The sequence below is a fragment of the Pedobacter glucosidilyticus genome (assembly GCF_002483235.1).
GTDB lineage: Bacteria > Bacteroidota > Bacteroidia > Sphingobacteriales > Sphingobacteriaceae > Pseudopedobacter > Pseudopedobacter glucosidilyticum_B.
The window spans coordinates 17,782-41,004 of record NZ_DLHN01000008.1 but is presented as its reverse complement, the minus strand read 5'-3'; the positions used below and the strand labels follow the sequence as shown (position 1 = coordinate 41,004).

Here is a 23,223-nt window from a genome sequence, read left to right as displayed (position 1 = left end):
GAAAAGAGAACCTTATTTGCTATTAATTTTGTTTTTCCAATATTCCTGAAACTAGGCTCCTGATTTTTTCTCCATAAGCGTCCCAGGAATAATGTTGTGCTTTTTCATGAGCGGCCTGTCCCATTGTTTTAACGGTAAATGGTTCATTGTATAATTTAATTACAGCATTTTCCAAAGCATCTGCATCATTCACAGGGATAATGATTCCCGAATGTTCATCTATAATACTCCCGCAGTTGGGAGTGGTAATTACTGGTAATCCTAAAGACATAGACTGGTAAACTGCATAAGCGCTGCCTTCAAAATAAGTAGGAAAAACCATAATATTGCACAATTCTAATCTTTCTTTTAAGATTTGCTGAGGAATAAAGCCATGAAAAATGGTATTTGATGCAAATCTTTTTTGTTGCTCCTGATCCGCTTTGCCAAAAACGTGTAACTCTATATTCGGGTAGGTAACTAATCGTTTCATTAGTTCTTCCATTAAAAGTGAGCCTTTTCTAATACTAAAATTCCCAACAAAAGCCATTTTAAATTTGTTAATATCTTTTTGCAAAAAAAAACTTGGTTTAAAAATATCCAGATCTACCCCATATTCAATCACTTTTAAACGTTCTTCCGGAATTCCATAATCCAAACAGGATGATTTTACAAACTCAGAACCGCAGAGAATAAGATCTGCCAGTTCAATTTCTTGTTTGTAAATAGAAAGTTCTGGTTCTGTAGAGAAATGAAAATCTTCTGGTTTTAGTGCAGTATTATCCTGTAAAGCCTGTTGGTAAACTTTATTTCTGTACTGCGGTAATGCAATAACAAGATCTAGAATCAAAAAACTTTTACCCTTCCATTGGTTAAAAATATGCCCAGAGGCAGTATCTACACCAATGAATATCTTGGGTGGATAGAAATTTTTAGTTACCCAATGCTGAAATTTCTTATTCCCATCATAATAATTGTAGTTTTTTCCTCTTAATTTTTTCCAAAAGATATCAATTTCCGTTGCAGGGTGTGTAACCACGTATTTCGTATCTAAACGGGGATGCGATTTTTTACTTAAAAATTGATAAAGTTTTTTTGAAAACGGTTTAATTACGTTAAGCAGTAACCTAGGGACATATACTGAAGTAAGAAAGCGGATATTAAATTTTTGCGAAAGTGCATGTGCCTGCTCATAAAAGTGATGCTTTGAAGGATGACAGGTAATAATATCGTAGCGCTTTTTAAGCATATAGGATTGTGAATGTATATAAATGTTGTAAGTTTTGTAGCTATGAAGCCTATTTTTTATTCTCAAATAGAGAATTTTTTTTATAATTACAGTTTAGAAAAGGCACTTATTTGATGATTTTTTTCAATTGTATTTTTGAGAGAAAAGTACAAAACATACAATATTTTAGTTAGTTTGTGTCAATAATAGTTTATAGGCTTTATGTAAACAAGTAGATGCTTTTTATTAATTTTTAAAAGCTCGCAGCAGTAAATTTTTATATTTTTCCTTTTCTAATTCCCAACATAAATGGGTGTGAAAGAATTCTAAAGATGCAGCTTTTACTAGACTCAATTTCTCCCTGTCAGCAATCAAATCTCTTATAATCTTAATCAAAGTTTGTACATTATCTTGGTTAAACACCTTTATTCCCTTAGGATTTTGCAGAGCAAGCTCCTCCTGTCCGGCAGTATGAGAAGCCACAATAGCTAAACCAGCTTGTGCATACTGCATAATTTTATTAGTGATGGTCAGGTTTCTGCTTTTGGGGTTGGAAAGTTCTAATGCTAGTCCAATATCATGAACCGCAAGGCAAGCAGGAAGTTCGTTAGGACTTACCAATTTGTGAAAATAAATGAGATGCGTATTACTCTTCAATCTATTTAGTAGTTCAGCTCTATAAGCAACAGTAATATTCCCTCTTAAATGTATTTGTAGGGGCTCTTTAATTTCACCTAAAGCATCCATTAATAATTCTAGACCTCTACCAGGTCCTATAGTTTGTGAAAACCAGGTAAGTGAAGGAGTAGTAAAATCTTTTCTCTCAGTATGGATAGGAGCGATTATATTTTTTTGTTTTTCAAAAGAATTGTAGACTACAAAGGGTTTCCTAGCCCCATAATTTTTTGCCATTGCGTCTGCCATAACATGTGAAGTTGTGGTACAAAATAATCCTTTTTTCAATGCAGTTTCTTCTGCTTGTTGTAAAAGTCTAATAGGTCGTTCTTTTCTGGCGCTTTCAAGCAAATCTTCCGAATACCAGTCTTCTAAATCAAAAGCAACTTCAGACCCATCTTCCAGTAGCTTTTTACCAACAAGTGTTGCTATCTCTTGATGACAAATGTACCAATGAGCCTTTTTAGTTCGGGCTTTACTTAATAGAGAATCAAAACCATAGCCTAGTACATATGGTGTTTCAATTCTTAGCTTTTTAAGAATTATTATAGCCAATCTACGAATGACTTTTAAGTATAAGGTTTTGAAATTATTTTTGGAAAGATCAGCAAAATGCTCAATTGTTATTTCTTTTGGAACCAATTTTAAATCTTCTAAATGTAACTCTTCATTATATTTGCAAGTTAATATTTTAACCTCAAAGCCCATTTCCAGCAAAAGTAAAGCCTCTTTTACCACTCTTGGGTTACGGCATAAATGTGATTGGCTGAGAATATAAACTATTTTCAATAGACTTTATGAGGTTTAAATTTAATTTTTATTTGTTTAACTAACATCCAGCCAAAAAATTTTATTAATAATTTCGTGTATCCTCCAGAAGGAAATTTGAAATCAGAACCTCCAAGTTTCCTAACGTAATCTAAAGCCTGATAATATAAATCCATGTGATCAGGATAAAATTCATATGCCCACATTTGCATATTATCAGCAGAGATTTTCCTAATTCTTTTAGAATTTTCAAAATTAAGTAGATTTTCTATCCCTAGTTTGGTCGAAAGAAAAGCAGACTCATAAGCTTCTCGTGATTTCTGCCTAGATAATGAGTTATTAATTCCTGACCGGTAATACAATACAGCGCCTTTCGTAAACTTTATTTCATCAGCGGCCAGTAACACCCTGATGAAAAAGTCGAAATCATTTATAAGGGATAAACGCTTATCCCAAAGCCCTGATTTTTCAAGAATTTTTCGGGGAATAAGCCACAAAGCACATTGCATCATGTTAGGTCCGTTCCAAAAAGAGTCTACCAGCCAGTCTATAGGTTTCATGTCTTTCCAAACCGGTTCGGGGTTAAGTTTAAAGGTCGATAAATCATCACCATAAAAACGTCCCCACTCAGCCGAAGCTATCTGGGTATCATTTCCTGTAATTTTTTCTATCTGAAGTGCTAAGAAGTCAGGAGATATTAAATCATCAGCGTCAATAAATTTAATATAGTCTCCGGTAGAATGTGCGAAAGCTAAATTGGCTGCTGCGCACTGGCCTTTATTTTCACTATCAACAATTTTTATCCTATCGTCTTCAATCTGCCTCAATAGGCTCAACGTATTGTCCTTAGAACCATCATTAACAATAATTAATTCAAAGTGGGTGTAGGTTTGTTTAAGGATAGAATCAATGGTTTCAAGAATGTATCTTTCTGCATTGTATGCAGGCATGCAGATGGAAACTAAAGGTAAGTTTACTGTGTTTTTTTCCATGCAGTTTTAAAATAACCTTCTTTAGATAAATCTACATAATGGTGTAATTTACCCACTGAATTTTTAATTTGCTCTGGCGAGGGATTAACAATGTAATCCTTCCTGCTGAGTATTTTACTTTGTTGCCCGGATATCAACATGGCGGTTAATGCTTGTTCCAAATAATATGAAGTTCCTTCATTTTGTTCTAAAGTACTTCCCCATTTTTCCAGATTTTCCCAATTAATAAGGTCACTCTTAAAGCCTATTGCTCCAACATTCATCAATTCAGGAATTTCACGACCACATAGTTCAAACATGAGTTCTTTCGAGTATCCGTAAGATTCCTCACAGTCCAACATATAAATAGAATTTACAGGACTTTTTAACCATTCTATAATTTCTAAAGGTTCTTCCCAGAAAAGCATATCGGAGTCTAAAACAATTTTATAAGGATAATCCTGAAGGGTATGTATATCTGTCAATTTTTTAATATGTGGATATACTTTTCTTTTGTGATGTAGAAACGGGAATTTTTCGACAGGCAAAAACTGATTTAAATTTTGGGCAATTTCTTCTTTTAAAACTAGTTTAACACCTGGCATTTTAACCTTCAGGTAGGCTATATCCTCATCATCAAAAGAACCGTCGTCTACAAATATAAACTGAAATGGTTCCTTACTATGTTTTACCAGTGAGTACGTACAAAACATAGTCTGATAAATGAATTTTTTTCCGGTAAGAAAGTAAATAGGTAAGCCAATAGAAAATGATGGAATTTGGGGCAAGTTAGTACTTGCTTTCATCATCTTTTTCTGCAAGCTGAGGATACTTCTATAATTGAGAAGGCCTCCAAATCTTTGAATTTTTTTCCAATCAGATTTCGGATATCGGTAAAGTTTATTAATGATTTTTTGTATCAATGGAACTAGTTTGATTGTCAGAAGAAATAATGAGAGGTTTATTACCTAGTTTCATTGAAGGTAATTCTATGAATTGATAGAATAATTTGGCTGCCGAGCAGCAAATTAGATAGATGATCAGATCGTATAGGATATTCAAGAAGATATTTTCTTGGATATCCTTTGTTTTTAATCTGCCCATTATGTAAATACCTATTGGAACATGCAATAAATAAACTCCGTATGAATAATCTCCCAAGCTTGTGAGGATATTTTTAGAAACCTGTAAATACGGGCTTATTAGTAGTATAATAAAGGTTAGTAAAGATGCTATTCCATATTCAACTTGATTAACCAAAACAAAATGATTCACAATACCATACATGCTAAGTATTACTAACGTGAAAAAATAAAATAATCTCTTGTTCGTGTTATCGAAATGAAACGTGTAAGCGGCCAGTCCTAAACTAAATGTTGGCCAGTGATGAAAGAAAAATAATATATTATAGTCTGAGTTATCTATGTAAATGGATATTAATGTAATTATGCTTAAAGCTGTTATCCAAAATCGAATGGGTAGTGATAGCATAACGATACCAATAAGGAGGTAAAAGAACCATTCGTAAGTTAACGACCAGTAAACCCAATTAATGGTTTCAATATTACTAAACGGCTTGGTTAGAAGAGCGAGATTTGCACCTATTTCAATTAAATTTTTAGGGATAGAACTGATAGAATTAAACCCTGTTACAATTTTTTGAAGTATGGCAATAAGTATGATTAGTAAAAGGCTTACCCAATAGGGGGGGAATATTCGAAAAAATCGCTTAGAAATGAAGTAATTAAATTTCTTCGTTTTAAATGCCGACATCATGATACAGTAACCACTAATGACGAAAAAAACAGGAACGCCAAGCCAACCTAATTTTACAATATTTCGGTACCAGTTATCAATGTGTGCTATAGGTTCATTTAAATGGAATAATACTACAGCAAGCGCTGCAAAAGCTCTCAGAATGTCTAAAGTGTGATTTCTTTTTAATAGCTTGCCGCTCATATTTCCGACTGCCCTTTAAATTTTCCCAAAGCGGCTTGATAGTTCACCACATTTAATTCACCTTTCCAGGGCTTAACTTTGAGGTAAGCTTTCAATTTTCTTAGTGGCAAGCTAATTGGGTGAATTTTTTTCCAGGGATTTATGCCGTGAATAGCCAAAACTTTTACCCATGAACGGTTGCTTTCGTAGGCCATTTTTTTTAGATAGTTTAAGCTATATCTATTTTGTGGAATAAGATGCGTGATTTTGAGAGCGGGGAGATAGGCAATTTCGTACCCATTGTTAATAAGTGTGAGTACGATGTCGTTGTCCTCACCAGAGGTAAGACTAGTTCCCCTTCTACCTAAAGCTATACGTTCTGCATTATTTTGTACTTTTTCCAGATAACCCAAAAATGCGCTTTTTAAAATAACCATTCCTGTTCCGATTGGGGCTTTTTCAGGATATTGGTTTATTTGATGTCCTAAGGTTTTGTAGTTTGAAATATGCAGATCATTCCCATAATTCTGGCAACCCAAATTGATACCTGTTTCAAAGAACCAATCAGGAGGTTGGGTTTCAAACTCCGGAATAGATTTCCCACCAAAGCAACCAACCTCCGGATGCTGTTGATGAAATCTGAATGCTTCTTCAAGATAATTTGCATCTAATACATTATCATCATCCACAAAAACAATCAAGTCTGAAAGAGCGTTTTCAACGCCAAATAAACGGGCATGCGATAATCCCAGTTTTTGTTCCACGATGATTTTTGAGTGGGGATGCCATGCCAAATCTAACCATGAGGAAATTGCCGGGCTACTTGAATTATCTACCAAAATTAGTTCCCAATCGTCGAATGATAAAGTTTGAGCTTTTAGGGCGTTAATAGCCCGGGTGAGAATATCCTTTTTTGGATTAAATGAACAGATGATGGTAGTTACTTTCACCTTGTAATTTTATTAACAAAAGCTTGCAATAATTCCTTTGCGCTTAACTTTTTAACAACAGCTTTTTTGGTTGAGGGTGTAGTTAGGGCTTGATTTAAGAAGGCTATCTCCTCATTTCTTTTGATTGATAGATTTTTGAGGCTATCATAAATATTCAGCCTGTCTGTAATTAACTGAGGATTATTTAAAAAATATTTTACCGTTTTTTGGGCATTAGAAGCAATCATCTCCAGTTCTAATGCTGATTTACTTTGAAAACGTTTTAGAGAATCGGCTAGGGTATGTACATCTTTATGATTATAGACAAAGCCATTATTATCGTTATCAATTAATTCTGAGGCGCCTGTGCCGTCAGAGGTGATCACAATTTTTTTATTCCACATGGCCTCTGTCACTACAAAATTAAAGGTATCCCAAATAGAAGGAACGAGTACGAAAGCGGCATCTGTAATCTTTTGTTGAGTTTTTTCATAAGGTAAACGCCCGATAAAATGTATTTTGTGCCCAATGATATCAGGATATGTTTTCTTCAGATGTGCCAGCATAGACACAGCATAATCCTTATAATAATTGTCTCCGCCAATCCAATCAACTTCCGGAGCGTCGGGATATTTTTGGTAAAATTCACACAAGAATTTGGCGCCTTTCCATAGCTGCAATCGACCTACCACTACGCCCCTGTTAGATTTTATTTCGGTTGGAGTAACATGAGTTGTTTTGTAATTGATATAAGGCAAATGGAGAAACGACTTGTTATTAAGCCTTTGGTTCCAATAATCAACATTTAGTTGGCTTAGGCCAATAATATAGTCGGCCTCGTTAATTAAACTTTTTTCTAAACCCAATAAAAATGTATTTTCCAACTGATCTGAATTCCGTTGCTCGTGAAGCTCTAACTGACCCGAACTTCCTGCTAAGCGGATGACTACCGGAGCAATTTTATCGGTTAGAAATTTATAAAAAAGAAGGTTGTAATCAGTAATTTCTATAACATCACTACCCATTTCTAACGCTCTTAAATAGCAGGCATAGCTTAAGGCACATTTATGCCTAATGGTCGAAAAAATATCGAGCGCTGTATATTGCGCTAATCCCTTTTTGTAGTCTTGTTTAGTGATCTGAAATAATTGTCCTGGAAATGAATGTTGGGCTATATCGAATTTATAATCACCCAAAATGACATTAACCGCATGGCCGGCTTCCACCAATTGGGGGATAAGATTTTTATAATAAGTAGCAATTCCTCCACCTGTAATTTCTGGGAGGATAAAAGTGATAGTCATTGAGGATTAATTGTTATTACCAAGCTCTTTATTGGTTAAGAGAGTTAAAATTTGTAAGGCTGGGAATTTTTCAAAAAACTATCTTTTAACTTTGGTAAGTTGGAACGCATTAATTTTAATTTTTCATAATTAAAAAGGACTTGTTTTTTATTAGCTGTTAACATCGACTTAAATAAAGCCTTATAGGTTTTTTTTCTTTCTTTGGCATAGTTGAGAGAAAAGCTTTTACCTAAAACATTTGTTAACGATAATTTTATTTCTAACTCCGGATTTTCTTTCCACTTCTCTTTTTTATTTACACGATCTTCCCTGTCATGATAAATTGCAGTGGTAGTTAAGATTCCTAATTTATATTTGTGAAATTCAACCCGATGGCAGTAATTATTGTCTTCACCATAGTGCTCGAAAATTGGATCAAACAAGCCGACTTTTGAAATACAATCTTTAGACAACAGCCAACATGCAGCATTTACATAGGTAAGATCGTAGATTTTATCCGCATTACATTTATTAAATAAATCTGAAAATAATTGTCTGCCGCTAGGATGTTTAGTTAGATTTTTGAATAGCAAGTTATCAATCAAATTTCCAGCACCATTAAGATGTAAAGGACTAATGATGCCGTAGTTGGGGTTTGAAGTTGCGGCTTGTAATAAAATTTTTATGGTATTTTCTTCAATCCAGGCATCTTGGTTTAACAAAAAAACATACGCTGCTCCAGCCTCTAAAGCTTTCTTAATACCAATATTATTCGCTTGGCCAAATCCAATATTTTTTTCAGAGATTATCAAATCAACTGTAGGAAACGCTGTCTTTATAATTTCAATTGTATCATCTGTTGAGCCATTGTCAATTATGATAATTTTTGTTTGAATGGTGCTTTTTAATAAAGAATTTAAACATTTTTCAAGCCACGGAGCAGCATTAAATGTAATTATCACGGTGTATATATTTACCATCCCTTATTGATCTTCTCTAATTCTCGCTTGGTTACCAATAAATACTCATGGCCCCATTTATGGCAAGGTTCAAGGTGATTCCCCTCTGCCCATTCATTCCATGCATTAATGAAAACTAGATTTTCATCTTTGCTATAAGGAGTGAAGTTCTTTAGTATTATACTTAACCATTTTGCATATTTTTGAGGAGTTGAATCTTTTAATATGATATAACTCTCCTTTTTTCTGGCACTATTATCCCACATTGGAGTAATACATGGAAATAATTTGTATTTCACCTTATGACTGCTTATAGCTTTATTTATATACTCGTCATAAGTAACTATGCTACCTTGGTTTTTTGCATTGTAAAATAGGTTTTTTAAATAGGATGGAACCTCCCAATGAAGTCTTTTTTGCACTTTCCTAAAAGTCTTTTCAATAAAGCTTTTGTTATCAATAATTTCTCTGATATACCTACTTTTGGGTTGAAAATCTATGGCAGCATCAAATCCCATATCAGTAGTAATTTCACCACCACTTTCACTAAAACTTTCAAACCTACAGATGTAGAGCTCTAAATTATGTTTCTTTGCTTCATTTCTCCAAAGGCTTAGTGTCTTTTTAGGATTCGGTAGTTTTGTAGATCTATAAATAGCAATGACGGGCTTATCATCAATTCTAATATAGCGCTCATCCTTAAAAATCTCCAACAAATATTGAATATGATTGATATCATCTTGATCCGAATACTCTTGTTTTAACAGAACATCATATTCTGCACCGTTCCAACCCCTGTTCCAATTTTCATTTGCCCAACACAACATAAAAGGGAAGTCTGGTTTTTTTGATTCTAATATTTCATTAACAGGCTTTTCTAATATTCTTTTACCATTAAACCAATAATGATAATAACAAAAACCCTCAATGCCATATTTCATCGCCAATTCTGCTTGTGCTAATCTGGTCTCCGGTAGTCGTAGATCATAATAACCTAAATCTGAAGGTAGGTGGGGTTGGTAATGATCTTTGAATAAAGGTTTTGCTTTAGCAACATTTGTCCATTCAGTAAAACCTTTCCCCCACCACTCATCATTTTCAATTGTAGGATGAAACTGCGGAAGGTGTATGGCTATTGCTCTGAGTTTATTCATTTGAAAATTTCCCTAACAATTTCCAAATATTTATGTCCATCTTTTTGATCAGGTTCTAGATGGTTACCTTCAGCCCATTCATTCCAAGCATTGATAAAAATAATTTGTTCATCAGATTTAAAATGCTTAACTTTTTCTTTGGCTTCAATTAAAGACTGTTTAAATCTTTCTGGAGTTTGATTATTTAAAATTATGCCTCTCTTTTCTCGTCTGGCGGTATTATCCCAGCCAACGAAAACACAAGGGAAATATTCATAGGAATATGATTTTAAGGCCATCTGATCTTTAAATCTTCCATAATCATAAACTTTAAGTTCAGGAGAAATAATGTTATTTTTAAAGTTGTTAATGAATTTTCTAATAGAATATTTTTTGTCATTAAATGCTTGATCTAAAACGCCCAATTTGGGTTCAAAACTTAAAACGTGATCAAAACCTTCAAAAGATTGATTTTCACCTCTTGAATTACTTGCTACTAAATAGGGTTCATTTATTCCTTTGCGTTTTGCAACAGATTTGAATGTTTGTATAGTTTCGAGATAATTAGGAAGATCTCGCGGCCTGTAGAAAACGAAAATTGGTCTATCATCTATTGTGATGTATCTTTTATCAATAAAAACATTGTTACACAACCATTCGGCATGTTTAATGTCGTCTTCTTTACTATAAGTTTGCTTGATTAAAATTTCTTTTTCCTCTCCTAGCCATCTTCTACTCCAAGTTTCATTAGCCCAACAAAACATAAATGGAAAATCTTCTTTAGGGTTAGCTAACATTTTATCTAGTGGTTGATGCATCAATCTTTTACCATTAAACCAGTAATGGTAATAGCAGAAGCCATATATTCCATATTCTTTAGCTAGGGCTATTTGTGCCATTCTAGCTTCTTCAAGTCTAAGATCGTAAAAACCTAAATCAGCAGGCAAATGAGGTTGATAATGTCCTTTAAATAAAGGTTTGGCCTTGGCAACATTTGTCCATTCTGTAAAGCCTTTACCCCACCATTCATCATTTTCAGGAAAAGGATGGAATTGGGGAAGGTGAATCGCAATAGGTCTAATTTTTTTCAATGTTATCTACTATTTTGCTTAGAAGTAAAGAATTAGATTATTTATAATTTATAGCGTTCTTAAATTGCTGTAAAATTATTTTTTCTTGATAATGAAGATTTAAAAATTTTTCAAAAGCATTTTTTCCTGAGGCAACTAAGGCATTCTCATTTTCTTTGTAATAAATGATTTTTTCTGTTAATAATTCTAAATCAAGATAAGGAACTGTTGCCCCAGCATCATTTTTAATAAACTCTTGAGCTCCACCAGCACCATGGAAACATAAAGAAGGGATATGATAACTAGCAGCTTCGAGAACAACTAGAGGGTAGGGGTCTTCTTTTGCTAAAGATAAATGAAGTTTAATTTTATTGAAAAAGTCCTGTGTGTTTAAACTTGCCGTTTCAAAAATGACTTGATCACTTAAGTTAATTTTATCTAATTCATATTTTATTCTTTTGTATTGTATTGTATTTATATTAACACCTTTCCAGATAAATTTGATATTTTTATAAGGATATTTTTCAAAGAAAGATTTTATAAATACAGGTAAAATGTCCGCACCTTTTCTCCAATCTAAAGTGCCAAGTATTCCAATGTAAAATATCTCATCATCAAGAGACTTAAGTGAATCATTTTTTTGATAAGGTATATAGTAATTCAGTAAAGATATTTTATCATTAGGAATTGATAAATTTTTTATTAAGTGGTTAGCAACAGCATAACTTGGTACCAAATAGAAATCTGTTTTTTTAACCAATACGCTTAAGTGCTTGGGATTAGTGAAAAATTCTGTAGCTATTTCTAATTCGTGTATATAACTTATACATTTTCTAACTTTATTAAAGTTGAAACAGTCAAAGAAATCTCCATTTGTAATTGTATTAGCTATTATAATGTCACTTTTATTTATGAGAGTTTGGATTTTGTTATCTCTTTTTTGTTGAAGGTATTTATGATATAGTTTTCTTAGTTTTAATAGTTTACCATTTTTTATTTCAGATTTCCATACAAGTGTCTCAGATACCAATTGTTTAAAATCTCTACTTAAGTTTTCCCTATCTCTCTTATCTTCTTTAATAATAAGTGCAATATAATATTCATCAGTCTTTTTTAATAGACTAATAAGGTTCAATAGCAGTTTAGGAGCTCCAGTTAAATAAACGTCGTGTGTAATAAATGTAATTACTATCTTACTCAAGAATATATTTTTTTAGTCGTCTTTTAATTTTTTGAAAATATGACTGTTTTAATGTTTTTAAATCATTCTCTAATCTTTGCATATTATCATAATCGGGTAAAAATGTTTTAAATTCTTTTTCTAAGAACATTTTTCTCTCTGAGAGAATTTGAGTCCAGTTAGCAGGATTACAACTAATGCCATCCCTAGGACAGATACTAATTTCAAGGTTTATGTACCTAAAAGGTAAATTGAATTTACTGTAAGCCAAGAGTATGAGTTTCCAGTCTGCTGTAATTTTGTAATCTTCATCATATAATCCAATAGTTTTATGAATAGATTTATGAATAAACATCGCTTGATGCCCTAATGAATTATTTAGAAAATATCTAAACGATAATTCCTTATCGAACTTATGATTATGTAAGCTTTGATCTTTTTCCCATTTTAAGTCTCCATAAACTATCGCTTCAGTAGTACTTAGTTGTGCAAATTGATTAATGATGTTGTTACTAATTAAATAATCACCAGAATTTAACATGAGTAGGTAGTCTCCAGTAGCTTTTTCAACTCCCTTATTCATGGCGTGGTAAATTCCTCTATCTGGCTCACTCACCCAATACGTAATCTTATCTTCATATTTTTTTATCACCTCAACACTTCCATCAGTACTTCCTCCATCAATTATAATGTATTCAATAAAAGGGTAGGTCTGATAAATAACAGATTGTATAGTTTTTTCTAATCCTGTTTTATTGTTAAAGTTGATAGTTATGACAGAGATTTTATACATTATTATTTAAAATGGATAAAAAGGAATTTCCAAATTTCTGAATATTAACTTTATAATCTTGTTTAAATTCTGTTCCAATTGATTGACTCATAAATAATTTTATGCATTCTGCAAGTTTGTTAGGATTTTTCTCTTCAAATAATAGTGAGGGGTAATTCAGTAATTGCTCTTGATGAATACTAATGTTTGATGCAATAATAAATTTATTTAATGCTTTAGCATCTTCAATAACTGTACTCCAACCTTCAAATAATGAAGGTTGAATAACCGCTTTGGCATTTTTTAAGATTGTTAGTTGTATCTTTCTGTCTAAAAAACCTAAAGGGATTATTTGCTTCTCTAATTGGTAATTTTTGATTAAATCTAGAATCTGCTGATAATAATTTGGGAAACGGTAATCTTCTGTTTTTCCAGTTAAATAAACAACAATTTTAATATTTTCTTTTTTTAGTTGATGAACCGCTTTTATTAAAGTTATATGGTCTTTGTGTACCCATAATTGATTTGCACAAATTAAATAATTATTAACTAGTTGATACTCGAATTTGATTTGGTTGAAGTCAATTTTTTCTAAAGAAGGTAAACTTACTGCAAAAGGTAATACGTATGGTTTTATTTTAGAATAAGGATAAATTTTTTGGAAATGATTGAAGGCATCCTTACTGCTTAATATTAAATTATCTTCACTTTCAGCAATGGTAAGCTGATTATTTTTTCTAGCTATTACTTCTTCTTTTGAAAATAATTCAGATAAAAAGTGCTCCTGAAAATCTGGAATCCAATAAAACTTATTTTTAGGATTTAAAAATAAAATTGGACCAGAATATGGAAAGATTCCATCTACATTAATTTTCTTCTCAAATTTTCTAGAGTAAAAAAAAATCTGCCAGAATTTATTAAGTATTCTCCATATTATATTTCTATCATCATAGATTTTGTGATGACTTAAATAAGGATAATCGATTCTTTCTTTAAGTTTATTATAATTTTCTAGTGTACTTAAAATTAAGATTATCGGTTTTTTATTTTGTGGTAATGTGTTTAAAGCCCAAATAAGGTTTTCAATATAATAAGTGCCACCAATCCAAGCTTCATTATAAGAATAATTAAGTGCTATTTTTAATTGTTTAGCCATTCTGCATACTTTTTAAGGCCCAATTCTAAGCTTATTTTTTGTTTATAACCTAAAGCCTTAATTTTTAATATATCAGCGCACCAATTTTGTGGATCTCCAACTCTTACAACTTGATTGAAAATAAGTTTTCCATGCCAATTTAGAGCTTTTAAGAGTTCTTTAGCGGCTTGCTCAATAGTGATTTCAACTCCATTTGCTATATTATAGATATTGGCAGTAAATGAATCTTTTAACATAATTAGCTCCAAATTTGCAACGATATCATCAATATGAATAAAATCTCTCGATTCCATTCCTGTTCCAAATAACGTTAAGGTGTTACTTCCTTTAGCTTTTTGGGCAATATCCCAAAAAATTTGTTTTTTTAGGCCATTCCCATAGGCGGAAAATATACGTACACTACAAGTATTAAGTTGATAGAATTGATGAAATTCTTCACAGATTAATTCAGCATTTTTTTTGTGAAAACCGTAAGGCGACAAAGGTTTAGAAATATCGGTTTCTTTTATGGGAAGTTGTTTAGGATTACCATAAACCGCAGCACTAGATAAATTTAAAAACTTACAATTTGGTTGGTACTTCCTTATACCTTCCAGCATATTAAAAACGTTAATAGTATTCAAGTAAAAGTCTCTTTGAGGATTTGTCACTGAGTCAGGAACGCTGGAAGCCCCCGAACAATTTATACAAATATCAAAATTATATGACTTAAATAAATCATCATAATCGGCATTACTTTGGTCTATTAAGATATAATTTGGTGTTTCGTAATCTATAACTACATCACAAGCTGTTATCTGATTGTTTTTTTGTGTCAAATAACTATATAAATGAGTGCCAATAAAGCCTTTTGCTCCTATAATTAGAACTTTCATTAGATTTTCTCTATTGTTTGAGATCTTGTATTGTAAACATCCATGCCTTTAATTACTTCTAGTCTTGAGTCACCAGAAATATAAGTTAACCTTCCTTCGGGATTTTTACTTTCTTTGAATTTAGAATTCACATAACCTTCCGAGGCAGATAAAACACTTAAATTTCCTATTTTATCTTTTCTAACGAAGTAAGCATTGTTACCCGAACTATTGCAACCAATAAAATGATAGCCCTTATCTTCAGCCAAATCACAGAGAGCAAGAATTGATGCACCATAATATAAATCAGAATGATGTTCTTTGGTCCTTACAAAGTTTGCTCTATAGGGAGTAGTTATTGCTCTTTCAAAACCAAATAAACTTTGATATTCAACTATTACTATTACGGGACTTATAACTTCTGTAGCTTTCCAAATCCAATAGTCATTTCCGTCTATGTCAATGTGATAAAGTCCAATCTCTCCTGTAAATCCTTCTCTTTCGAGAATCATATTTATATTTTCAGCTGTAACAAATTCTTGTATAGCTTTTAAGTCATATTGCCAATAGATGTTGTCTCTTTTTACGAAATCTATATGACTTTTAGAACCGTCCATAATTAGTCCAGTCCAGTTATTATTCATTAAGAGATACCTAGTATTGGATTCTGTATAGTCTTGTACACCGAATTCTATAAAGATTTCTTTTTCAATGTTAATATTATTTATAAGGTATTGTATAATCCCATCATCACCCCATTGTGAGAAAACTTTAAATTCTGCATCTTTAATTGTATTAATGTTTTTTTTTTTGATTTCTTCTAATAAAAGTTTACTTGTTAAAATCTTAAAGCTATCATCTTTTAAATTGTCTAAACGATTTGTTAGAAGATTAAGCTCCTCTTTTAGTACTTTTCTTATTAGACTCTGAAATTTATTCTTGAAATATCTAAGCATAGGGTTATATTAAATTTTTAACTACTTTTGCAGGGTTACCAGTTACTAAAGTGAAAGCTGGTACATCTTTGGTTACAACTGATCCAGCTCCAATTATTGCACCTTCACCAATTTTTACTCCTTTTAGAATTACAGAATTAAAACTAATCCATACATTGTTTTCTATAATAATTGGTTTTGTTTTAATACTACCTTTATTTTGCCATGGTCCATTTTTAATGAGTTCAATATACCTCTCAGCTCTTTCAATTGAATCTATTTCATGTGAGTTAGTATCAATAATATTTACATTATGAGAGATTAAGACATTATCTCCAATAATAATTTTTTCTCCAGACCATATTCTACTTAAATCTCCGAGATAGCAGTTTTTTCCAATTCTTATTTCACCGCCATATTTAAATATTAATAGTGCTCCAGCTATTACGGACCCTTCTCCTATAGATATTTTTTCTTGGTTATTCTGCTGGTTATCTATTGTAGAAGTTGAGGTAAATAATACTTCGTTAACTAACTTTTCTTTAGTAATAGGGGAATTACTTTTTTCTATTTCTGATAAAATTGTAGCTATATTAATTTTTTTTAAAAATTTAATCAAGAGCTTTTTTATGATTTTTTTTAAAAAGCTCATTCTTTTTCTTTCTTTTTTCCAAAAAACAATATCCTATTAGGTTCTAGGGATTCGACTAATATTAATTCAAATACCTTTTGAAACTCTTTTCTAAACCAATCTTGTGTATACCAATAAGGAATATCTGGTTCACCATTTCCATTCCATAAACCAAGAGGCATGAACTCAATGGCTACATATCTTTTACTATGAAAATTAACTCTTTCAAGTATAGTTCTTAAGTGATAATTTTGAGTTAAGATTAAATGATGGGTGATTGCAAGTGCGAAAGCTATATCTGCTTTTAAGTGCTCAATTTCAGAATCCCTTAATGGTATCATGAAATTATAAAGATGAGGTATTATTGGAATATTGTTACATTTAAATCTTATGTAAGCTTTATCAACCGCTGTTTCATCATAATCCGTAAGCATTACTTTTTTTAAAGGAATTTCCTTCCTTAGAAGTTCCGAAAATATACCTTGGTTGCCTGCTAAATCGACAGAAGAGTCTATGTACTGTTGATATCCTTTAGTAATCTCAATAATTTTTCTAAATCTTGGGCTTGGAGGCTCAATTTTATTGTTTAAACTATAAACATTGTGATAGTCTGACCATAAACTTTTTACATTAGGTTTCTCCAAAAAATGTATTCTGTTAATTATTTCATTGTATGGTTTTAAAGCCCTTCTATAATGTATTGTTTTTATATTTTTTTTAAATAATTTAAAACTAATTCTATTGAAAATCTCTAATATTTGTAGGATATAAGTATCATTGAATCTACTTAAAGCTACTTTATTAAAGATTTCATTTTCAATAGGTCTGAAGACATTAGATTCAAGAATATTATTCATAGGGATAACTCTGACGGATGGGGAGTTTCCATCTTCAATAAGCTTTCTAGCCGCAAAAAAATCACCTAAAGACCAATATAATAATTGGACGAAATTATAGTTTATAAATTGTTCATAAGCCATCCATGTGTTAGAATTATCACTTTTTTTTACAATACTACCTAGATCTATAAAAATTGGTTTATTATTTTTAAATAGTACATTGTAGGGATGAGCGTCTTTTAATTGGAATCCGTATTTGCCACAAAGATTATTTAACTCTATAATATGAATAGCAGCATCTTTTAACATCTGAAAAGACCATTGATGGGGCTTAGAATCATGTAACAATTCATGCTCTAAAATAAGAGGGAATTCAGGGGTATTAAATTCGCTAATCCATGTCTTAACAATTAGTTCTTTTTCCTGTAATGCTTTAAAGAAATCTGAATTTATAAGAGCAGTGGTATACTCCTTATAAGCAGCTGCTACTCCTCTAAATATTCTGTCTTTATAATAAAAAACTCTTCCAAAATCATCAACTAAAGATGAATTTGAATAAATGATATTTTTTGTGTCTAAATTCATATTTGTAGATAGCTCCATTGTTGTTTAACATAACATATTGATTTTCCTGATGGCATTCTTCCAGTTTCATAAAATTGACCTTCTACAACATTAAAAACCAAAGCACTTTGGATATAGTCTGCAATTTCTAAATTCACAAAAAGTGCAATATTTAGGAAATATTTTCCTTCTGGTAGTCCAAAATCCTTCGATAATTTTATTTCTATATCTCCATTTTTAGAAAAATTTAATGAGAAACTTTCCATAGTTTGTGAATCCATGAATAATACGCAATCTCCATTTTTATTGTTTATACTAATTAAAAGGTGACCTCTAAAAGATTGTAGTTTACTTTTGTAGCTAATATTTAGGATAATTTGATTCCCAACTTTAATGGTTTCCTCGTCTATAGAATTTTTTAAGTTTAATTCCATGATAGTTGCATTACCATTTCCTGTCCTGTCTTTTCTTAAAGAAATTGGAACCCGTTTTTCAAATCCAAATAGTTCTTGGTCAATATATAAATCTATTAGTTCCTCCATTTTGTTACTCGTAGAATTTAAACAACCATTCTTTAAATATATCCCAGAATGACATAATGTTTTAATAGAATTCATATTATGGCTCACAAATAACACCGTTCTCCCTTCCCCTTTACTCACATCATTCATCTTCCCCAAACACTTTTTCTGAAACTCAGCATCGCCAACCGCCAGTACTTCATCTACAATTAAAATTTCAGATTGTAAGTGGGCAGCTACTGCAAAAGCCAGCCTCACATACATACCAGAAGAATAACGCTTTACTGGAGTATCTATATAACGCTCAACACCAGCAAAGTCTACAATTTCATCAAACTGCCTTTGTATTTCATGCTTGCGCATACCTAAGATGGCGCCATTAAGGAAAATATTTTCCCTACCAGAAAGTTCAGGATGAAAACCCGTACCTACCTCCAATAAGGAAGCAATACGACCTTTTACTTTTACAGAGCCAGTGGTGGGTCCTGTTACCCGGCTTAAGATCTTTAATAGGGTACTTTTACCTGCACCATTACGACCAATGATACCAACGGCATCTCCCTGCTCAATCTCAAAATTGATATCTTTTAAGCTCCAAACATAATCGCTATTGCCTTTGGTACTGCGGTCATTGGTTTCCCCAATTTTAAGGTAAGGATTCTCTTTACCTCTTACGGTATGCCACCATTTATTAAGATCATGAGCAATAGAACCTGTACCAATTTTACCTAAGCGGTATTGTTTAGATAGGTTCTCTACTTTTATGGCTACTCCCATTTAAAAAAAATTAAGCTGTGTTTAAAAAAAGCTTCAAAATGAATATATTGATTTTACTCAATCAAGAGGCTTCGACTTCCTGTCTATAGGAGCTATACCCTCAGCCGGACAATTCTTAAAATGACTATTTACTAATAAACTAACACTAATGAACCAATAGCTAATCCCACCATCAAAAATCAATCAATCAAAAAAAAAATCACTCACCAATGAACTAATACTAATGAACCAATAGCTAATCCCACCATCAAAAATCAATCAATCAAAAATATAATCACTCACCAATGAACTAATGACTAATAAACTAATACTAATGAACCAATAGCTAATCCCTCCACCAAAAATCAATCAATCAAAAATAACTAAAGGGCTTCGACTCCCACTTCGACTCCCACTTCGACTCCGCTCAGTGTGACAATTCTTAATCATGACATTTTAGCACTCACTATAGCCTACTGACCATTGCCCATCAACCATTGCCCATTGACCATTGACTCCCTACTCATGAACCAACCCCTAACTCCCGATAGCTATCGGGACTAACAAACTAACCACCTAACCAACTAACCCCTAACCACCTAACAAACTAACCCCTAACTACCTAACAAACTAACCACCTAACAAACTAACCAACTAATCCCTAACCACCTACACCGTATCCATAAAGCTTTTCTCCACCCTGTTAAAGATGATATAGCCTATACCAACAGAAAGAAGCATGAAAATAATACTGTATAGAATATGTAGAGGATCTACGTAACCTTTGGAAAAAAGAACATATTTAAAACTCTCTACAACGGCAGAAAGCGGATTGATATCTACCAGCCAACGAAAACTTTTACCTTGTAAATAGGAGAGGGGATAAATCACTGGGGTAGCATACATGAGTAGTTGTACTGCGAAAGAAAGCAAAACAGCAAAATCCCGATATTTTGTAGTGACCGAAGAAATGATGATGCCTAAACCTAAACCAATACCCGCCATCAATAAAACAATAAAGGGTATGAACAATAAATTTGCACTTAACTGTATAGGATACCCATTAAAGTGGTAATAAACCATGACAACTATCAATAAGGCAAATTGGATAGCAAATTTCACCATATTAGAAATCACGACAGATAAAGGCATAATAATTCTGGGGAAGTAAACTTTACCAAAGATAGAAGCATTGGCGGTAAAGGTACCGGAAGTACCAGTTAAACAAGCTGCAAAATAATTCCAAATCGTCAATCCGGCCATGTAAAAAGCAGCAGGAGCAATACCATCCGTAGGAATACGAGCGATTTTACCAAAAACAAGTAAAAACATCATGGTCGTTAAAGCAGGCTGAATCACATGCCATAACGGGCCCAAGATGGTTTGCTTAAACTGCGCCACAAAGTCACGCTTTACAAACAGCCACATCAGGTCGCGGTAATGCCAAACCTCTTTGAGCTGTAAATCAAAAAGTTTGTTTTTCGGTTGTATTTCTAAATCCCACTCTTCTTGGGCTTGTACCTTCATGTTTTTTTCTGTTGTTTTATCTAATATGATCCATCAAACTAACTCCTAATGAACCAATGACTAATGAACTAATCCCCAATCCCTAAATCAAAACTCACTCCATCAAAAATATCTCCATCCACTAATGAACCAATGACTAATGAACTAACTCCTAACCAACTAAGCCCTAACAGACCAATAAACTAATCCCCAATCCCTAAATCAAAACTCACTCCATCAAAAATATCATTATCCACGTTCTACTCATCACTGTTGCATCAAAAAATAATCTGACTATTTATCATAATGACCTAGTGCAGAAATTACGAACACAGTTACAATATCTTCTTGTACTTTGTAGATTAGTCTGTCTTTTTGATTTATTCTTCTGGACCAGAAACCGGATAGTTCATATTTTAAGGGTTCTGGATTTCCAATTCCATGATAAGGAGTTTTGGCAAGCTCAATAAATATTTGCTCTATTTTTTTAATATTAGATTTATTGCCTGATTTGAAGTGTTTTTTGAGATGTTCTTCTGCAATTTTTTCTACTTTAATTGTAAACTTTCCCATAGGTTGTTTGGGTCAACAGTTTTATAGCTAGAACTTTTTTCAGCCCTTTTTATCATATCTACAAAATCTGGATTGTAAGGTGATTCCTCTGACTTTTTCTCAAAATTGATTTTAAGAGCCTTCATGAAAGCTTTTATGGCTGCTAATTGCTCTTTATTCTCAGGATGTACGATTAAAGTTTCCATATATCACAATCTTCTCTAACAAATTTACAGAAATATTTTTATTCACCATCTACTATCATCCCAATCACTAAATCAAAAATATCCCCATCCACTAATGAACCAATGACTAACCAACTAACCAACTAACCAACTAACCACTAAATCCCTCCATCAAAAATATCCCCATCCACTAATGAACTAATCCCTAAATCACCTTATTTCAATTGATAATTATTAACCAATAGGGAAGCAGGTATTTTTAAAGTCTCTTCCAGCTTTCTAATCATATCAACGGTCAATTTTTTCTTTTTATTAAGAATCTCTGATACCCGGCTTTTTTGACCAATAACACCAATCAGGTCTTTAGGCTTTAGATCCATTTCTTCCATTCTTATCTTGATAGCTTCTATAGGATCTGGTGCTTCTATAGGGAAGAACTGATTTTCATAATTCTCAATTAAGAGCGATAATATCTCTGCTTCATCACCTTCCTTTGTATGAGTATCTGCATCAAATATAAGCTCAAGTCGGGCTAAAGCATCGATATAATCTTTTTCAGTTTTAATAGGCTTAATATTCATCTTTATATTTTTTCAGCATCTATTTTGTCATACGCAGAATGGGTACCAATAAATCTGATAAACGCCCATTGTTTCTCGTAATTAAATTTCACTATTAGACGATAAGAATTACCTTTTATATTAAAGACTACTCGGTTATCAGCAATGATGCTTGCGTGTGCATAAGTATATTTGATAGCTGAAGGAGATGACCAATTTGAATTTTTGGCAGTCTCATACCAAGTCTTTAAATATTGTTCGCTGTCTGGGTGTTTTTCCCAAAAGTCTCTTAAAGTTTTTTTTGCAATAATTCTTTTCAAAAGCAAATATATAAATATAAGTTCTCTAATTTAGAACTTTATTGGGTTTTTCTATACTTTATGATAAAAAGGTAATTTTAACTCTTACTCAATGCGGGTATTTGGCCAGTCTGAAAATTCTTAATCATGGCATTTTAGCACTGACTATAGACCATTAACCATCAACCATTGACCATCGACTATCAACATATGAATTTCTGAGAAGATTATGGGATTTGTAATAGTATTTTTAGCTTATAGTTTAAATCTATTACCTCGGTTTTTGATAATTTTCCAAGGAGTCCTTGAATTAGATTTTTGTCTAATGTTGCAATTTTACTTGTTCTTATTAAAGAAGTCCTTTTTAGACCATTAATGGAATTCTGATAGAGTAATAAATCAGTTTGTTCTTGCCAGCCTATTTGAGAAGTAATAAAACAGACTGTATAATCCATCGAATTTTCACTTAAGACCACAGCAGGACGAAATTTTGATCCACTAAGATCAGTAAAAGGAAAAGTGATTAAAACCACATCTCCTTTAGCCATTGTATTTAACTTTTAAATCTTCTAAAGAATACAAATCTTCTTCCTCCTCAAGAAATTGAAAAGCTTTTCCCTTTTGCGCTAGTTGTTGAATACCTTGGTTAACTATATTTTCTTCATAGCGTTTCATGAGAAAATCTGCAAAAAGAGAAATTTCTTCAGCCTTATCTTCTGGAAGCTGATTGATTGCTTGTATAGTTTTATCTATGATAGCTTGTCTTGTCATTTACTAAAGGTACTAATTTCTTCAAATCTTTCGTTTCTTTTGTCATTGATTAGCAGTTGTTAACAAAACGAAAAAACATATTTATTTATCATGATTAAGGCCACATTAACCATTAACCACTAGCTATAGATCATCGACCATTGACTATCTACTATCATCCCAATCCCTAAATCAAAAATCCCTCCATCAAAAATATCCCCATCCACTAA

The 23,223-nt window shown here is 32.3% G+C and carries 25 protein-coding genes; all 25 read right to left on the bottom strand.

Features of this window, described 5'->3' with window-relative positions; all coding sequences use genetic code 11:
* Positions 1 to 22: 22 nt before the first annotated feature.
* Positions 23 to 1,228 (bottom strand): glycosyltransferase family 4 protein, encoded by a 1,206-nt coding sequence (locus B2745_RS01700; protein WP_304062836.1) that lies wholly within the window; start codon positions 1,226 to 1,228, stop codon positions 23 to 25.
* Between the two features lie 225 nt (positions 1,229 to 1,453).
* Positions 1,454 to 2,671 carry a glycosyltransferase gene (locus B2745_RS01695; protein ID WP_304062833.1) on the bottom strand — a complete coding sequence of 406 codons (1,218 nt, stop codon included), beginning with the start codon at positions 2,669 to 2,671 and terminating at the stop codon, positions 1,454 to 1,456.
* The gene (locus B2745_RS01690; RefSeq protein ID WP_304062830.1) at positions 2,668 to 3,642 is read right to left on the bottom strand and encodes a glycosyltransferase family 2 protein; all 975 of its coding nucleotides are present in this window, start codon (positions 3,640 to 3,642) and stop codon (positions 2,668 to 2,670) included. Before B2745_RS01690 ends, B2745_RS01695 begins: the two co-directional genes overlap by 4 nt.
* Positions 3,624 to 4,430: a hypothetical protein gene (locus B2745_RS01685; protein ID WP_304062827.1), complete on the bottom strand. Its 807-nt coding sequence runs from the start codon at positions 4,428 to 4,430 to the stop codon at positions 3,624 to 3,626. The genes B2745_RS01690 and B2745_RS01685 overlap by 19 nt, the downstream gene beginning before the upstream one ends.
* 94 nt (positions 4,431 to 4,524) lie before the next feature.
* Complete coding sequence (locus B2745_RS01680) at positions 4,525 to 5,580, bottom strand: acyltransferase family protein (protein ID WP_304062824.1); 1,056 nt, start codon at positions 5,578 to 5,580, stop codon at positions 4,525 to 4,527.
* Positions 5,577 to 6,509, bottom strand: a complete 933-nt coding sequence (locus B2745_RS01675; protein WP_304062821.1) for a glycosyltransferase — start codon at positions 6,507 to 6,509, stop codon at positions 5,577 to 5,579. The genes B2745_RS01680 and B2745_RS01675 overlap by 4 nt, the downstream gene beginning before the upstream one ends.
* A complete protein-coding gene (locus B2745_RS01670) occupies positions 6,506 to 7,792 on the bottom strand; it encodes a glycosyltransferase family 4 protein (protein ID WP_304062818.1) in 1,287 nt (428 codons plus the stop codon). The genes B2745_RS01675 and B2745_RS01670 overlap by 4 nt, the downstream gene beginning before the upstream one ends.
* Before the next feature lie 44 nt (positions 7,793 to 7,836).
* Entirely contained in the window at positions 7,837 to 8,733 is an 897-nt protein-coding gene (locus B2745_RS01665; protein WP_304062814.1) for a glycosyltransferase family 2 protein, read from the bottom strand.
* An 11-nt stretch (positions 8,734 to 8,744) separates the two neighbouring features.
* Positions 8,745 to 9,884, bottom strand: coding sequence for a glycoside hydrolase family 99-like domain-containing protein (locus B2745_RS01660; RefSeq protein WP_304062812.1), 1,140 nt, complete (start codon positions 9,882 to 9,884; stop codon positions 8,745 to 8,747).
* Positions 9,881 to 10,954, bottom strand: coding sequence for a glycoside hydrolase family 99-like domain-containing protein (locus B2745_RS01655; protein WP_304062809.1), 1,074 nt, complete (start codon positions 10,952 to 10,954; stop codon positions 9,881 to 9,883). The genes B2745_RS01660 and B2745_RS01655 overlap by 4 nt, the downstream gene beginning before the upstream one ends.
* Before the next feature lie 37 nt (positions 10,955 to 10,991).
* Positions 10,992 to 12,134, bottom strand: coding sequence for a glycosyltransferase (locus B2745_RS01650; RefSeq protein ID WP_304062806.1), 1,143 nt, complete (start codon positions 12,132 to 12,134; stop codon positions 10,992 to 10,994).
* On the bottom strand, positions 12,127 to 12,906 hold the full coding sequence (locus B2745_RS01645; RefSeq protein ID WP_304062804.1) for a glycosyltransferase family 2 protein: 780 nt from the start codon (positions 12,904 to 12,906) through the stop codon (positions 12,127 to 12,129). The genes B2745_RS01650 and B2745_RS01645 overlap by 8 nt, the downstream gene beginning before the upstream one ends.
* Positions 12,899 to 14,041: a glycosyltransferase gene (locus tag B2745_RS01640; protein ID WP_304062801.1), complete on the bottom strand. Its 1,143-nt coding sequence runs from the start codon at positions 14,039 to 14,041 to the stop codon at positions 12,899 to 12,901. The genes B2745_RS01645 and B2745_RS01640 overlap by 8 nt, the downstream gene beginning before the upstream one ends.
* Positions 14,026 to 14,916 carry an NAD-dependent epimerase/dehydratase family protein gene (locus tag B2745_RS01635; RefSeq protein ID WP_304062798.1) on the bottom strand — a complete coding sequence of 297 codons (891 nt, stop codon included), beginning with the start codon at positions 14,914 to 14,916 and terminating at the stop codon, positions 14,026 to 14,028. Before B2745_RS01635 ends, B2745_RS01640 begins: the two co-directional genes overlap by 16 nt.
* Entirely contained in the window at positions 14,916 to 15,851 is a 936-nt protein-coding gene (locus B2745_RS01630; protein ID WP_304062795.1) for a hypothetical protein, read from the bottom strand. The genes B2745_RS01635 and B2745_RS01630 overlap by 1 nt, the downstream gene beginning before the upstream one ends.
* Positions 15,852 to 15,855: 4 nt before the next feature.
* On the bottom strand, positions 15,856 to 16,482 hold the full coding sequence (locus B2745_RS01625) for an acyltransferase (RefSeq protein WP_304062791.1): 627 nt from the start codon (positions 16,480 to 16,482) through the stop codon (positions 15,856 to 15,858).
* Positions 16,479 to 17,903 (bottom strand): hypothetical protein, encoded by a 1,425-nt coding sequence (locus B2745_RS01620; RefSeq protein ID WP_304062789.1) that lies wholly within the window; start codon positions 17,901 to 17,903, stop codon positions 16,479 to 16,481. The genes B2745_RS01625 and B2745_RS01620 overlap by 4 nt, the downstream gene beginning before the upstream one ends.
* Positions 17,882 to 19,162 (bottom strand): ABC transporter ATP-binding protein, encoded by a 1,281-nt coding sequence (locus B2745_RS01615; protein ID WP_304062786.1) that lies wholly within the window; start codon positions 19,160 to 19,162, stop codon positions 17,882 to 17,884. The genes B2745_RS01620 and B2745_RS01615 overlap by 22 nt, the downstream gene beginning before the upstream one ends.
* Before the next feature lie 648 nt (positions 19,163 to 19,810).
* A complete protein-coding gene (locus B2745_RS01610) occupies positions 19,811 to 20,668 on the bottom strand; it encodes an ABC transporter permease (protein WP_304062783.1) in 858 nt (285 codons plus the stop codon).
* A 273-nt stretch (positions 20,669 to 20,941) separates the two neighbouring features.
* Positions 20,942 to 21,220, bottom strand: a complete 279-nt coding sequence (locus tag B2745_RS01605) for a Txe/YoeB family addiction module toxin (protein ID WP_304062780.1) — start codon at positions 21,218 to 21,220, stop codon at positions 20,942 to 20,944.
* Complete coding sequence (locus B2745_RS01600; RefSeq protein WP_304062777.1) at positions 21,196 to 21,405, bottom strand: DUF2683 family protein; 210 nt, start codon at positions 21,403 to 21,405, stop codon at positions 21,196 to 21,198. The genes B2745_RS01605 and B2745_RS01600 overlap by 25 nt, the downstream gene beginning before the upstream one ends.
* Before the next feature lie 194 nt (positions 21,406 to 21,599).
* On the bottom strand, positions 21,600 to 21,965 hold the full coding sequence (locus B2745_RS01595; protein WP_304062775.1) for a helix-turn-helix domain-containing protein: 366 nt from the start codon (positions 21,963 to 21,965) through the stop codon (positions 21,600 to 21,602).
* 2 nt (positions 21,966 to 21,967) lie between these two features.
* Complete coding sequence (locus tag B2745_RS01590) at positions 21,968 to 22,264, bottom strand: type II toxin-antitoxin system HigB family toxin (RefSeq protein WP_304062772.1); 297 nt, start codon at positions 22,262 to 22,264, stop codon at positions 21,968 to 21,970.
* A 206-nt stretch (positions 22,265 to 22,470) separates the two neighbouring features.
* Positions 22,471 to 22,791 carry a type II toxin-antitoxin system PemK/MazF family toxin gene (locus B2745_RS01585; protein ID WP_304062770.1) on the bottom strand — a complete coding sequence of 107 codons (321 nt, stop codon included), beginning with the start codon at positions 22,789 to 22,791 and terminating at the stop codon, positions 22,471 to 22,473.
* Positions 22,784 to 23,014: a DUF2281 domain-containing protein gene (locus B2745_RS01580; protein ID WP_304062768.1), complete on the bottom strand. Its 231-nt coding sequence runs from the start codon at positions 23,012 to 23,014 to the stop codon at positions 22,784 to 22,786. The genes B2745_RS01585 and B2745_RS01580 overlap by 8 nt, the downstream gene beginning before the upstream one ends.
* Positions 23,015 to 23,223 lie beyond the last annotated feature (209 nt).

Bases quoted from the DNA above. Each gene is read 5' to 3' on its own strand.
- B2745_RS01700 (WP_304062836.1), bottom strand. From the start codon at position 1,228: ATGCTTAAAAAGCGCTACGATATTATTACCTGTCATCCTTCAAAGCAT.
- B2745_RS01690 (WP_304062830.1), bottom strand. From the start codon at position 3,642: ATGGAAAAAAACACAGTAAACTTACCTTTAGTTTCCATCTGCATGCCT.
- B2745_RS01685 (WP_304062827.1), bottom strand. From the start codon at position 4,430: ATGATGAAAGCAAGTACTAACTTGCCCCAAATTCCATCATTTTCTATT.
- B2745_RS01680 (WP_304062824.1), bottom strand. From the start codon at position 5,580: ATGAGCGGCAAGCTATTAAAAAGAAATCACACTTTAGACATTCTGAGA.
- B2745_RS01670 (WP_304062818.1), bottom strand. From the start codon at position 7,792: ATGACTATCACTTTTATCCTCCCAGAAATTACAGGTGGAGGAATTGCT.
- B2745_RS01660 (WP_304062812.1), bottom strand. From the start codon at position 9,884: ATGAATAAACTCAGAGCAATAGCCATACACCTTCCGCAGTTTCATCCT.
- B2745_RS01645 (WP_304062804.1), bottom strand. From the start codon at position 12,906: ATGTATAAAATCTCTGTCATAACTATCAACTTTAACAATAAAACAGGA.
- B2745_RS01640 (WP_304062801.1), bottom strand. From the start codon at position 14,041: ATGGCTAAACAATTAAAAATAGCACTTAATTATTCTTATAATGAAGCT.
- B2745_RS01635 (WP_304062798.1), bottom strand. From the start codon at position 14,916: ATGAAAGTTCTAATTATAGGAGCAAAAGGCTTTATTGGCACTCATTTA.
- B2745_RS01630 (WP_304062795.1), bottom strand. From the start codon at position 15,851: ATGCTTAGATATTTCAAGAATAAATTTCAGAGTCTAATAAGAAAAGTA.
- B2745_RS01625 (WP_304062791.1), bottom strand. From the start codon at position 16,482: ATGAGCTTTTTAAAAAAAATCATAAAAAAGCTCTTGATTAAATTTTTA.
- B2745_RS01620 (WP_304062789.1), bottom strand. From the start codon at position 17,903: ATGGAGCTATCTACAAATATGAATTTAGACACAAAAAATATCATTTAT.
- B2745_RS01615 (WP_304062786.1), bottom strand. From the start codon at position 19,162: ATGGGAGTAGCCATAAAAGTAGAGAACCTATCTAAACAATACCGCTTA.
- B2745_RS01610 (WP_304062783.1), bottom strand. From the start codon at position 20,668: ATGAAGGTACAAGCCCAAGAAGAGTGGGATTTAGAAATACAACCGAAA.
- B2745_RS01605 (WP_304062780.1), bottom strand. From the start codon at position 21,220: ATGGGAAAGTTTACAATTAAAGTAGAAAAAATTGCAGAAGAACATCTC.
- B2745_RS01600 (WP_304062777.1), bottom strand. From the start codon at position 21,405: ATGGAAACTTTAATCGTACATCCTGAGAATAAAGAGCAATTAGCAGCC.
- B2745_RS01595 (WP_304062775.1), bottom strand. From the start codon at position 21,965: ATGAATATTAAGCCTATTAAAACTGAAAAAGATTATATCGATGCTTTA.
- B2745_RS01585 (WP_304062770.1), bottom strand. From the start codon at position 22,791: ATGGCTAAAGGAGATGTGGTTTTAATCACTTTTCCTTTTACTGATCTT.
- B2745_RS01580 (WP_304062768.1), bottom strand. From the start codon at position 23,014: ATGACAAGACAAGCTATCATAGATAAAACTATACAAGCAATCAATCAG.